Source organism: Nonlabens spongiae (assembly GCF_002117125.1).
Taxonomy (GTDB): domain Bacteria; phylum Bacteroidota; class Bacteroidia; order Flavobacteriales; family Flavobacteriaceae; genus Nonlabens; species Nonlabens spongiae.
The window spans coordinates 1,171,029-1,184,307 of sequence record NZ_CP019344.1; the positions used below are offsets into that span (position 1 = coordinate 1,171,029).

11 protein-coding genes are annotated in these 13,279 nt (G+C 34.9%); all 11 read left to right on the forward strand.

The features are described 5' to 3' along the window. Positions 1-48 precede the first annotated feature (48 nt). The 11 genes from BST97_RS05350 to BST97_RS05400 all read left to right on the forward strand — a co-directional run bounded on the left by BST97_RS05350 (position 49) and on the right by BST97_RS05400 (position 13,199). Positions 49-351: a helix-turn-helix domain-containing protein gene (locus BST97_RS05350; protein ID WP_041496505.1), complete on the forward strand. Its 303-nt coding sequence runs from the start codon at positions 49-51 to the stop codon at positions 349-351. Then, a complete protein-coding gene (locus BST97_RS05355) occupies positions 348-641 on the forward strand; it encodes a helix-turn-helix domain-containing protein (RefSeq protein WP_085766263.1) in 294 nt (97 codons plus the stop codon). The genes BST97_RS05350 and BST97_RS05355 overlap by 4 nt, the downstream gene beginning before the upstream one ends. Next, entirely contained in the window at positions 631-1,539 is a 909-nt protein-coding gene (locus tag BST97_RS05360) for a BT4734/BF3469 family protein (RefSeq protein ID WP_085766264.1), read from the forward strand. The genes BST97_RS05355 and BST97_RS05360 overlap by 11 nt, the downstream gene beginning before the upstream one ends. Next, positions 1,536-3,272: a DUF3987 domain-containing protein gene (locus tag BST97_RS05365; RefSeq protein WP_085766265.1), complete on the forward strand. Its 1,737-nt coding sequence runs from the start codon at positions 1,536-1,538 to the stop codon at positions 3,270-3,272. Before BST97_RS05360 ends, BST97_RS05365 begins: the two co-directional genes overlap by 4 nt. A 218-nt stretch (positions 3,273-3,490) precedes the next feature. Then, positions 3,491-5,839: a Piwi domain-containing protein gene (locus BST97_RS15940; RefSeq protein ID WP_169711531.1), complete on the forward strand. Its 2,349-nt coding sequence runs from the start codon at positions 3,491-3,493 to the stop codon at positions 5,837-5,839. 29 nt (positions 5,840-5,868) lie between these two features. Next, positions 5,869-8,958: an Eco57I restriction-modification methylase domain-containing protein gene (locus tag BST97_RS05375; RefSeq protein WP_085766266.1), complete on the forward strand. Its 3,090-nt coding sequence runs from the start codon at positions 5,869-5,871 to the stop codon at positions 8,956-8,958. Positions 8,959-8,960: 2 nt separating this feature from the next. Next, the gene (locus tag BST97_RS05380) at positions 8,961-10,097 is read left to right on the forward strand and encodes a DUF3800 domain-containing protein (protein ID WP_085766267.1); all 1,137 of its coding nucleotides are present in this window, start codon (positions 8,961-8,963) and stop codon (positions 10,095-10,097) included. 2 nt (positions 10,098-10,099) lie between these two features. Beyond that, positions 10,100-11,167 (forward strand): DUF3800 domain-containing protein, encoded by a 1,068-nt coding sequence (locus BST97_RS05385; protein ID WP_085766268.1) that lies wholly within the window; start codon positions 10,100-10,102, stop codon positions 11,165-11,167. A gap of 8 nt (positions 11,168-11,175) precedes the next feature. Then, entirely contained in the window at positions 11,176-11,763 is a 588-nt protein-coding gene (locus tag BST97_RS05390) for a hypothetical protein (RefSeq protein WP_085766269.1), read from the forward strand. Between the two features lie 39 nt (positions 11,764-11,802). Further along, a complete protein-coding gene (locus tag BST97_RS05395) occupies positions 11,803-12,492 on the forward strand; it encodes a hypothetical protein (RefSeq protein ID WP_157111467.1) in 690 nt (229 codons plus the stop codon). After that, positions 12,489-13,199, forward strand: coding sequence for a hypothetical protein (locus BST97_RS05400; protein ID WP_157111469.1), 711 nt, complete (start codon positions 12,489-12,491; stop codon positions 13,197-13,199). Before BST97_RS05395 ends, BST97_RS05400 begins: the two co-directional genes overlap by 4 nt. Positions 13,200-13,279: the final 80 nt, after the last annotated feature.

Sequence of the window (13,279 nt, forward strand, 5' to 3'; positions counted from 1 at the left end):
CTGTGATGTTTGCGCAAACGTCCTTAATTATTTATAACAATAGAAATAATGGACGATAACATTATTGAACAATTAGACCGCATCGAAAAGATGCTGCAACAGCAACAGGCGTTGCAAAAAACGGTATTGAATTTTAACGAGACTTGTGCTTTTTTAGAACTTTCTCAATCGCATCTGTACAAACTAACGAGTACAGGAGCCATACCACATTACAAACCCAACGGAAAGAAAATCTATTTCCATAGGGAAGAACTTGACCAGTGGTTGCTACGCAACCGTATGGATACGCAGGACGAGATCGAACAGCAAGCTGCCGATTACCTAATCAATAAAGGAAGGGTACAGCTATGAATGATTTAATCCCACTTATCCTTGCGCTCTCTGAACAAATAAAGGAACTGAAAGTCTATATCCATCTCATAAGAAAATCGAGAGCAGAAGTCTTAAAAGACAATTGGGTGGATAATCAGGATGTGATGCAGATGCTTCACATTAGTAAGCGAACACTACAGACTTTTAGAAGCAACGGCACTTTGCCTTACAGCAAAGTTTCTGGAAAGTTTTATTACAAGGTATCTGATATCGAAGCACTGTTTAAGAACAATTACTATAACCATAATTTCAAAAACAATGGTAAGTAGAGCTGCAATTATAGATAAAACACATTACGGCTTAAATATTTATGCCTACGTGTTAAGACAATACTATCCCGGCACAACCGTCCTTTCCCTTTCGGGAAGGGATTGCGGGATAACGAGAAACCCCTTCAACGATGATAAGGAAACGCTTTCTGTCTGCATTAAAGATGGTATGGCAATACATACAGATATAGATCTACCAACTTTTAAAGGAGATGTGTTTGACTTTGCTGCCAAATATTTCAAGTCTAAAAATGAAGATGACTTACTGCTATGTATTTGCGATGCGTTGCATCTTAATATTAAAGTGAAAGATGACGAAGATCCACTTGCGTGGCTCAATGATGACGATAATACGTGGCACACAGATATAAGCTTTTTCAAAGCACCTATACGGAACGTTTTTCCATCCGAAACGCTTCGCCTGCATCACATTTACGAGCTTATCTCAAGTGATAAGTACAGAAGTGTAACTATTGATTTGAGAGCCATTACAGACCCTAAAATCAAACGTAAAATCAAAGCAAACAATTTGGATTACGTAACATTTTCGGGAGTTTTTGAAAGGAGAAACGACAACAATCTGGTTAAGCATTCTAATCTCATCACGATTGACTTCGACCATCTGGAAAACTTGGAAAAAACAAGACAGTTATTGTTAGCCGATAAAGCTTTTGACACAGAACTTTTATTTGCATCGCCATCTGGCGATGGCCTTAAATGGATTGTTCGCGTTGATCTTGAACAAGCAACACACGCACAGTATTTTCAAGCAATTACAAATTATTTACAATATACGTACAACATAGAAGTAGATGCATCTGGTAAAGATGTTTCCCGGGCTTGTTTTTTATGCCACGACCCTAATGCATTTCTTCACAAAAGACATAGAGCACTATGAAGAATTTTAATCCTTTAGAATGGCTGGATAAGCCTGCAAAGCAGGCACCACCCAAAGAACCTATCGTTCAGCAACCTGTACCTACAGCACTTACAAGTACTGATATTGAAAGCTATGTTTCGAGCATTGAACAGTCTGGAATTGACATTACAGGAGACTACGCAACCTGGCGAAATATAGGTTTTGCGTTGGCATCTGAATACGGCGAACAAGGCAGAGATATGTACCATCGTGTGAGCCGCAACTATACAGATTACAATCACAAGGAATGTGACGACCAATTTACCAAATGCCTTACGGCATCTGGTCACGGTATTAATATCGCAACCTTTTATCATCACGCACATAACGCTGGTATTAAGCTTGCAAAAAGCGAGAGCATCAATCCTACAGAACAAGCAGTTGAACAAAAAAGGGAACTAATGCCTGTGATACCGCAAGCGGTACACGACACGGTTCCTGAATTTCTCAAAGGAGTAATTCAGCCTGCAAGCAGTCCAGAAGAAAGAGATATTTTGTTGTTAGGAGCATTGACCGTATTAAGTGCCTGTTTTCCTAATCTATACGGTTTTTATGATGAGCGCAAAGTTTATGCAAACCTATACCTGTTTGTAACCGCAGCAGCTTCAGCAGGAAAAGGCAAGCTCAACCAACTTAAAAAGTTGGTAATGCCTATTCATAAAATGTTTAGGGAACAATCTAAATCCTTAAAGCAACAGCACGAAGCTGAAATGGCAACCTATAATATGAACAAGAACAAAAGCGACAATTTGGAAAAACCTGTTAAACCACCTGAAAGAATGCTATTTATTCCTGCCAACAACAGTACAACAGGAGTTTATCAGTTAATTTCAGATAATGAAGGACGCGGGTTAATGTTTGAGACCGAAGGCGATACGCTTACACAAGCATTCAAATCGGATTATGGTAATTATAGCGATGGTTTTCGTAAGGCATTTCATCACGAAAACATCAGTTATTATCGCAGAACAGATCGTGAGTTGGTAGATATTGAAAAACCCTGTCTATCTACCCTATTGTCAGGTACGCCCAAGCAGATTGCTTTATTGGTTCCCAATGCAGAAAACGGCTTATTCAGCCGCTTTGTATTCTACTATATGAATATTAAACCTGAATGGAAAGATGTATTTGCAACACATAGTAAGGTAGGTTTAGAAGAGCATTACACAAATTTGGGAAATCAATTTTTAGGCTTGTTCAAGACGCTCAAAAACAATCCTGAAATAAGGGTTACGCTTTCGCGAAAGCAGCAACAACGTTTTAATGAGTATTTCTCAAAAATGCAAGCTAAATATATCAGCATACAACCGATGGAGTATATCGCCACGGTAAGAAGATTAGGATTGGTGGCATTTAGAATGGCAATGATTTTTACAGCCTTACGTACAATGGAAGATGGCGACGTAAATACGGTAAAGGAATGTGAAGATGCAGATTTTGAAAATTGCTTAAAGATTATTACGGTCTTGGTACAACACAGTAGTGCAGTATTCAATGATTTACCTACTGAACCAGCAAAAAAGCGCAGACCCAATAAAAAGGAACGTTTCTTACAAGGTTTGCCTAAAAAGTTTGACCGCACCAAATATCTCGAAATCGCAGATGCCCACAACATTCCGCATAAGACGGCAGAAGGATATATGACCAAGTTTGTAAAAGATGGTATTATACATCGTGAGAGCCACGGTCAATATTTAATTCCTGACGAATAGCAGTAAATTGATCTTAAGTATAAAGAAAATCGGGCAAATCCCGATTTCTTTATTTCCGCAAATCCTGAACATTCTAAATACCCTAAATCATTGGTGTGATTACAGTTGTAAACGATATTGACAATAATTTGTTGATAACGCATATTTGTTTTTGGTTGTTTCTTTATTTCCTTTTATTAGTTTTGGACAAAATATGACAAGTCTAAATAATTCCAGTTATGGATTTTGGTATTCAAATTAGAAAAATCCGAGAAGAAAAACAGATGCTCTTGCGAGAGCTGGCCGCTGCCGTTGAAATGGATGTTGCCTATTTAAGCAAAATTGAACGTGGTAATCGTGAAGCTCGTAAAGAACAGGTTATTGCTTTTGCCAGAGTACTGGAACAGGATGAAAGTAAATTATTAATGCTTTGGATGGCAGATAAAATCGTGAACGCCATCGGCGATGAACAGGATGGTCTTAAAATTCTAAAATATGCCGAAGAAAAAGCACAAAATCTTAAATCAATGACAGAGAGTTTATTCTACAATGCACTAACATTTGATATTCCCATCGAGCCTATAACAATGTATTTTTCTAAAGAAAAACACGATCGTAATCGTAAACTGTATTCAAATAAATTCCCTTCAAATATTGAAGAGATTTTTCCAGGCATTACCACAGATGGAACCGACACGATTTACACTTCTTTTTACTTTCCAGATGATAACTATAAAGCTCTTGACATTGTTCTAAAAGACCAGAATTCTGACTTTTTAAAGGACTACTATAACTTCACTATCAAGCGTTTCTTTAGAAAAAAGGGTAAGGTGGTTAAAAGAAATTTTGTCAAGGATAACCAACTGTGGCTACGAGATCGAGATTACTCTAATCCAACGTTTGCGCGCTATGACAAGTTCACATTCAAATTTCAATTTAAAGAGTTGAGTGATTATGGAGAATTAATAATTGCTTATGATGGAAAGAGCAAGATAATTAAAGAACCTGTTTCGGAATTGGTCAAAAAAGTGTCTGCCAAGAATTTCAGCGGAATAATTCACAACGCCACATATCACAAATATGAATATATAAGGGATGAAGATGATATCGACTATACAAAATCCTATGCCATATTAAATGCAGAGTTAAATAGTGAATTGGGTTTTGAAGCAGAAGTGTTCAAGCCAGAGAACAAATACCTAGAGTTCAAGGAAAAAATTGATTTCCTGTGTAGTAAATATGTCTTTAAAGAAGATTTCAAAAAAGAAGTTCCCATCAACAATGAAGATTTCCTTCCAGTAGATAGCAGTTCAGTAGGATATGTAAGTGATGAGTGTAACGACCTACAATTTAAAAATGGTGTTGGACGAGTGCCTAAATTTGACTTTAAGAAGTACAAACCATATAAATCTACCCCTTATAAAAACATTCATTTGTTCTTCATTCTACACGAAAGCTTTGCGGAAGAAGCCGTAAAGCTTGAAAGCTATCTCAACAAACAACATAGTTGGTTTAAAGGTTTGCTGGACTTCACAGGTATTCTTTATCACGTAGAGAAGGGCTTTAGCATAGTTTTCAAAGATTTAGATAACCCAATGCCTGAAATATCAAATGGTATTAAAAACCTTGATCTTGATCCCGAGATTACGTATGCGGCAATTTATTTAAGTCCATTTAGCAAATTCGAGCCCAATCTCGCAAAGCGTGAAGTCTATTACCAAGTGAAGAAAGAACTCTTACAACGCCGTATCATTTCACAAGTGATAGACTATAAAAAGCTGGAAAGTAAGATTGATAATTTTGTGTACGAGTTGACTAACATTTCATTAGCACTACTCGCAAAGCTCGACGGCATACCTTGGCAACTTACTGTACAACCTAAACGAGAATTGGTAATAGGTGTAGGTGCATTTAAAAACGTGAGAGAAGATGTTCAATATGTGGCCAGTGCCTTTAGTTTTCAAAACAATGGAAAATTTAATGGGTTTGAGTATTCTGCAAAATCTGACACAGCACAATTGGCAGGAGCTATAAGTGATGCCATAGATAAATTTGTAAAGGTTGAAAACAATCCTGATAAGGTAGTCATACATTTTTACAAAGAAATGAACGACAAGGAACTAAAGCCTATTCTCAAGATGATGAATATGCTTAAAATGGAATGTCCTTTATACATCGTTAATATCAATAAAACCAAGTCTGAAGATTTGATTGCTTTTGATGAAAATTGGCAAGGAAAGTTAATGCCTAAAAGCGGTACATTCATCAAGATTGCAAAAAAAGAGTATAAATACCTTCTTTTCAATAATGCGCGTTATCCAGGAGTAGAGAAATATCCACATTATGAAGGTTATCCCTTTCCTGTAAAGCTTCGCATTACAAGTCCAGATAAAAAGGCAATGAATGACACGGCAATGATCAGAAAACTCATTGAGCAAGTGTATCAATTTAGCCGTTTATATTGGAAATCCTTGCGACAACAAAATGTCCCGGTTACAATTAAATATCCTGAAATGGTGGCTGAAATAGCACCTCATTTTGGCAAGGATATGCCGCCTTATGGCAAGGAAAAATTATGGTTTTTATAATAGAGTAACAATGGCAATACACAGCATTAATGGCATTATTTCAAACATCAGTACTTAAATCACATCTCGCTTTGCTTAATGAAGCAGCGGTAGATAAAGCATATAAAAAATATCAAAAATACTTCTGGAACACGACGATACAGGAGAATATTAAAAGTGCAAAGGAAGAACAATATCAGGCAACTTTCTTAAACGAATTGTTTGTAAATATTCTGGGCTATACACTATTCCCAAACCCTAATTCTAACCTTACCACCGAATTTAAGAATGAAAAAAACGCCCGTAAAGCAGATGGCGCAATTCTTAAAGACGGTACAGCAATAGGAGTTATAGAGTTAAAAGGAACAAATACAAAGGACTTGGAGAGCATAAGGCGACAGGCATTTGATTATAAAGCTAACCAGAAAGGCTGTGTGTATGTGATAACATCCAACTTTGAGAAGCTACGCTTTTACATTAATGATGCTACCGAGTTTGAAGAATTTGATTTGTTTACGCTTTCGCGACAGCGGTTTAACCTACTCTATTTGTGCTTACATCTGGATAAGGTACTCAATAATACACCGCTAAAGATTAAGGAAGCATCCATTGTAGAAGAAGAAGAAATTACCAAAGCATTCTATAAAGATTATTCAATTTTTAAACGGGAGCTGTATCGTGACCTTGTAAAAAAGAACTCTAAAACCGTTAAGTCAAAACTCGCAAATAATAGCGCAAATGTAAACGAGAACGACAATCAAGATGAAATACTACGACTTGAAAAAAATGTCAAATTAACGCTGTTTCAAAAATCACAAAAGCTCATAGACCGTTTTCTGTTTATCTTCTTTGCAGAAGATAGAATGTTATTGCCTTCCAACTCTACGTTACAGATTTTGAACAAGTGGAAAGATGATTGGGATTTTGGCGATGAACGTCCATTATATGGTCTTTTTAAGCAGTATTTCAACTTTCTGGACATAGGGCGAAAGGGAACAGAGAAACGTGCTGAAATCTACGCGTACAACGGTGGTTTATTTAAACCAGATGCCATACTCGATGCACTCGAAATAGATAACGACCTATTATATAAATACACGCTTAAATTATCTAACTATGATTTTGAAAGTCAAGTAGATGTAAATATACTGGGCCATATTTTTGAAAACTCACTCAATGAGATTGAGAGCGTTAATGCAGAGATTGAAGGTGGCGAGTTTGACAAACAGACCAGTAAGCGTAAAAAGGATGGTGTATTCTACACGCCTAAATATGTTACCAAATACATAGTAGAAAATACCATAGGTAAGCTATGTGATGAGAAGAAACGAGAATTGAGTTTTGACGAAGAACAATACTTTAAAGGGCGTAAAAACCGTAATAAAACAACCATTGAAAAATTGGTTAGTATTCTCGATACCTATCGTGAGTGGTTGCTGCAAATTACAATTTGTGATCCTGCCTGTGGTTCTGGGGCATTCTTAAACCAGGCACTTGATTTTCTTATAAAAGAACACACATATATAGACGAGCTTAAAGTGCGTGTATTGGGTGGTGGTTTGCAATTTCCTGATATTGAAAACACCATTCTGGAAAACAACATCTACGGTGTGGATCTTAATGAAGAAAGTGTGGAAATAGCAAAGCTATCCTTATGGTTACGTACCGCACAGCCACGACGTAAGCTTAATGATTTGAGTAGCAATATAAAATGCGGTAATAGCTTGATTGATAGTAAAAGTGTTGCTGGAGATAAAGCTTTTAAATGGGAAACCGCTTTCGCGAAAGTGTTTGAAAATGGTGGTTTTGATGTGATTATTGGTAATCCGCCTTACGTGGTTTATATAAAATCTATTTTCGGGCAGCCTACATTAGATTATATAAACAAGCATTATAAATATGCGGAATATAACCCAAACACATATGCCCTATTTACTGATTTAGCTTTAAGTACTCTTTTAAAAACTGATGGTTATTTAGGGTTTATTATTCCTAATAGTTGGATGGACGGTCAATATTTTTCCAAAATGCGGAAAGATGTTTATAACACATTAATTCAAGAAATAGTTTACTTAAAAAATACTGCTTTCGATGAAGTTGTTGAAACAGTGGTAATTCACATAAGAAATAGTGACACTATTCCAAGTACAATAAAACTTACAACTGATATTAAAGAGAATGTTTACGGTTCTGCAGTTTTCGAAAAAGATCGTTTTACCAATGGCTATAATCCATTTATATACTCTTCAAATCCTCTATTAGAAAAATTGGATAATGATTTTGAAAAATTAAAAGATCACGCGATTGTCTATCGTGGTTTAGAAACACGAAATAATAAATTATGGTTATCAGAAGACAAAAAAGATGAAAATCATTTACCAATACTTTTGGGTAGGGATGTTAGTAGGTATGACATAGAATATACAGGCACGTACGTAAACTTCATACAAAGTGAAATGAAAAGTAATGCTAATCTTGATATGTATTTACAACCAAAGATACTTATGCGTCGTACAGGCTCGTCAATTATTGCTACCAAGGACGAAGATAATATGATGGTATTGAAAAACTCTTATTTAATAATTCCTGACGATATAAATAAATTAGATCAGTTACTGGCACAACTTAATTCATCTTTATTTGGATTTTATCACAAATCAATGACAAGTGCTGAAAACAAAGCATTTGCCCAATTTAAAGGGACATATATATTAGATTTTCCAATAAAATTTGATAAGTCGATAGATTTCTCAAAACTGGTTAATGATACAATCAAGTATAATGCAATCCTGACAAAACTAAAATCATATTTCAAATCATATTTCTCTGGTCAATATAGCCTTTTAAAGGTCACAAGAACTCTTGAGTATTGGTATGAGCTTGATTTCACTAAATTTATAAAGGAACTCAACAAGGCTATAAAAGCCACCAACAAATTAAGAGCAAAAGAAAACCTTGATCCTATCACTACTCTTACCAAAAAAGATGAATTTGAATGGATGGAACTTTTTGAAGATAACAAGAAAAAGGCTGTTGCGCTTCAAAACCAAATAGCGGCCACCGAAAAGGAAATCGACCAAAAAGTGTACGAGTTATACGATCTCACAGAAGATGAAATTGCAATTGTTGAAAATAGTTAAGGATGGAAGAAAAAGTATATATCTACGGCGACGAATTCGGTACGAGTTCTATGAACTTACAGGCACGGAACGAAGTTTCACATTTTGTGTATTCTGCAATTGTAGTTTCAGAGAGTAATCTCAATAAAGCGTATGAAGTAAGAGATTATATTTCCAAGAATTTCTTTCAAGGCCAAAAAATAAGATCTAAATCAAGAGCGGTAAAAAAAATTGATAAACGCCTTAAAGCACTTCAATATTTAAGCAATAATCTCGACTTTAAGATATATACTGTTGTCGTAGATAAATCCAAAATTGACAGTGCGGGTTTACAAATAAAGGAAGTTTTCTATAAGTACTTTCAAAAGATATTTGCTTCTAACATCATTTCAGATTATCAGAATTTTGAGATCTACGTTGACGAACTCATTTCTGAAGAGTACAAGCAAGAAATGTATTCATATTTGAATAAAAATTTAAGTATCCAATCATTGTTCAGCAACTACAAAATGGTTGATGATAAAAATGAAGTATTGGTTCAGTTAGCCGATTTAGTGGCTGGTTCTTTGGGAAGAGTATTTGCACATTCACATTACGTTAAAGAAGCGTCGGATATTGTTGATGTTCTAATAAGTAAAATGACGCCACCAGAATATTTCCCATATCGTTACCAACTACCAACTACAAGTAAGTCCACTAACAGTTCCTCTATATTGGTTACACGGTTTGTAATTAATGATGTAATACTATATATCAATCAAAATTCTAAATTAGACCCTAAAGTTGATTTATTGAAGTTTCTGTATTTCTGTTTCAGAATTAACCCCAATCAATTAGTCGATGTACACTCAATTCAAGGTAGTTTATCAAGGCTTCATAAAAACATTACTGTTGAACAAATAAGAACTTTGATAAGAGATTTGCGATACGATGGCATTTTAGTAGTAACAGCAGCCGGGCGTAGTGGCTACAAGTTGGCAAAAGACGAAAATGATATAAGTGCATATTTTAATCACTATTTAAATTACGTAAAACCGATGCTTCGCAAAATGGAAGTGGCAAGTAATAAGTTAAAGAAACTTGATGTAGATAATCATTTAATGGATAGTCAAGAGTTCCTTCTACTTAAACAGCTAATAAACGTGAATGAAAAATTCTAAATATGAATAAGATTTACTTTGATGAAGCAGGTAATACGGGGCAGGATATGTTAAATAAAGATCAGAAAGTTTTTGTTTTAGCTTCTGTCAATTATAATGCAACTGCACAAAATGAAATAAAATCGATTTTCAATATAGATGGCGAAATCCATTTTAAACAATTAAAAAATAGTGGTAATGGTAGAAGAAAGATTTTAAATTTTTTAAACAGCCCTTGGATCAAAGAAGATCATATAATCTTATACTATGCAAACAAGGAGTTTGCTACTTGTGGCCAAATTGTTAATCTACTTATTGAAACCGTATTTCATCATAATGGATATGACTTATACCTTCACGGTCGCCATTTAGCTTATACAAATTGGATATTCTACTTTGGTAATTTCTATTGGAATAAACATTTATTCAACATATTTCTCGAAGCATTTGTTGCGATGATTAGAAATAAGGACACTTTATCAATCAATAATTTTTACACTATAACTAAAGAATTGTATAATCAAATTGATGAAAAGGAAATTCTTGAACCTGTTTTAAAAAGTAAAAATCATATTGATGAAGTATTGAGTACAGTTGATCAATTCTCTATAGATGTTACGTTTTCAACTTTTTTGGTACTCTGTGATAAATGGGCGAAGCAAATCGGTAATACAATTGACGTAAGGTTTGATCAGTCAAAGCAGATTGAACATTACAATAGATACATAGAAAAAACGCTTGAATTAATCCCCAAGATTGAAAAGACTATTGAAATAGGTTACGATAATCGTACTATGAGTTTTCCTCATCAAATTTCTTCTGTAGAGTTAGTGAACTCTCAAGATGAGATGGGTGTACAATGTGCTGATTTAATAGCCAGTTCCCTGGCATTCGCTTATAATAATGAAGAAGGTAAAATGGAAAAGTTTTCAAAACAAATCAAAGAAAGTAAATTGTTCCAATTATTAAATGCACAAAGTCTTTGGCCCACAGATGATGTTTCGCCTGAAGCGTTAGGGATGGAGAAAGGGGAAGGTGTTAATCCTCTTGATTTTTTAGTTCGAAATTTTCCACAAGCTTTTGAAGATTAGCATTCGCAATGTCAAAAATAAACCCAACGATAAAGCTCAAAAAGCACTGGCCATCAAATTTCTTACCTGATGAAACTCGGGAATTTAAGGAAATAACGGAAAACTTTCCTGCAATGCTCGCCACGCTCACAGATAAGTCAAGAGTGATAAGCATATATGAGAACTTTGGTAAAGCTGGCGTTGGAAAAGTAACCTCTCGCAATTCCTTAAAATCCTTAATTCCTCAATTAGAGCAAGACGAAGATTTCAAAGGTATTTATCTATTCTGGTTAGACGATGAACCTTTCTATACAGGGATTTCTCGTGGTGTAATTAAACGTATTCATCAACACACGAAAGGATCAAACCATTTCTCATCTTCATTGAGTTACACAATGGGAAAAGAGTTTCATAATGAAATAGAAGGTATTGAGCATACTGGCACAAGAAAGGAATTAGATTTTGATAGATTTTCGGGTCCATTTAAAAAGATTTTGAGAGAAGAATGTCAAGTCTCAATGCTTCCCATAAAAGGTTCAACAGAATTGTATCTATTTGAAGTATATGTTGCGGTTCAACTAAAGCTATCTTACTACAATAGATTTAAAACTCATTAATGCTCTAATATGTCAAGATCAAGAAGATTAAATGACCTAATGAATTATTTCCTACCGCAATGGGTAGGTTTTGAAATGATGCAAATTGACGACTATATAGATGAACAAGAACGTCAATTTGAGCTACAAGGCAAGTCGCTTAAAGATAAATTTCATCAATTGCAAAAGGATATAGAAGCAGGTCAAATTGATGCCCCACCAGAATATCACGAGCACTTAACATCAAGTTTAATAGACGATATGTGGCAGATTGACAACCACTTCAAGCAATTTTTTAGGCAATCTATTGTTATTCAACTTTACTCATTCCTTGAATATAAATTGAAATATGGATGTGATAACTATGCTCGTCAAAAAAACACGGCCTACAAAATGAGTGATCTTAAAGGTAGTAGTGATATGGATAAAGCAAAATTATTTATGTCACGCTCAATGGGTATAGCTGTTAGAGATTTAGATCCAGAATGGAGCTATGTTCAACGCTTGCGTAAAACTCGAAATATATTAGTTCATCACAATGGAGAACTAATGAGTACACATAGGGATTTTAAGGAAATCAAGGCATTTGAGCAAAAAGGGTTTGAACTTGACCATAAAACCAATGCAAAGACAGATTTGAGTAAACCCCAACGTTTTGTTTTGAAGTTTACAGACAAAGCTTTTCTACAAAGCCTATCAAAAAATATTGCATCGCTATTATACAAAATTGGTAAACATCCTGTTGAGTGAAGAAGTATGGCAATTGTAAGTTGTGCGGTAAGTATGGCAAATTAACCTTTGAGCATATACCACCAGAAGGTGCATTTAACTCATCACCAGTTTATTTTCAGGATAGTGAAAATCTTTTGGACAAGTCAAGCTATCGTTACGGTGGTCGTAAGCGAAGTAATAAAGGTGCTGGCGGTTATCATTTATGCAAGTCCTGTAATAACAACACTGGCAGTTGGTACGCAAATGATTATATAGAATTTGTAAAACAAGGTGCTTACGTATTAACACATCGAGTATATGCAAACAACTTCATTTGCGCTGAATATGAAATTAGACCTTTAAATGTTCTTAAACAGGTACTCACAATGTTTATAGCTCTTGAGAACAGCGGATACTTAATAAAAATACCAGGATTAAGAGAGTTTATTTTAGACAAAGAAAGTAATCAGTTACCCTTAAATATCCGAGTATTGATGTATATGACGAGTACAATTAAATTGAGAAACTCACTTTCGTGGTCTAATATGGAAGGCTATGCGAGAACGTTTGGCGAAATTAGTTACACCCCATTTGGGTTTCACATCAGTATTGATACACCCACAATTAATCGACCATTTTGCGATATTACACATTTCACATCTCTTGATTTTAATGAAGATGCATTGGTAAAATTACCTTTGAGACATTTAATTCCAAGCAGTATGTTTCCAGGTATGTATGTATAAACTCACAACCTTTATTGTTCAATTCTAATCTAAACAGTAGAGAATCAAAATATATTGTAATCTAAACTTATACAAAGTCA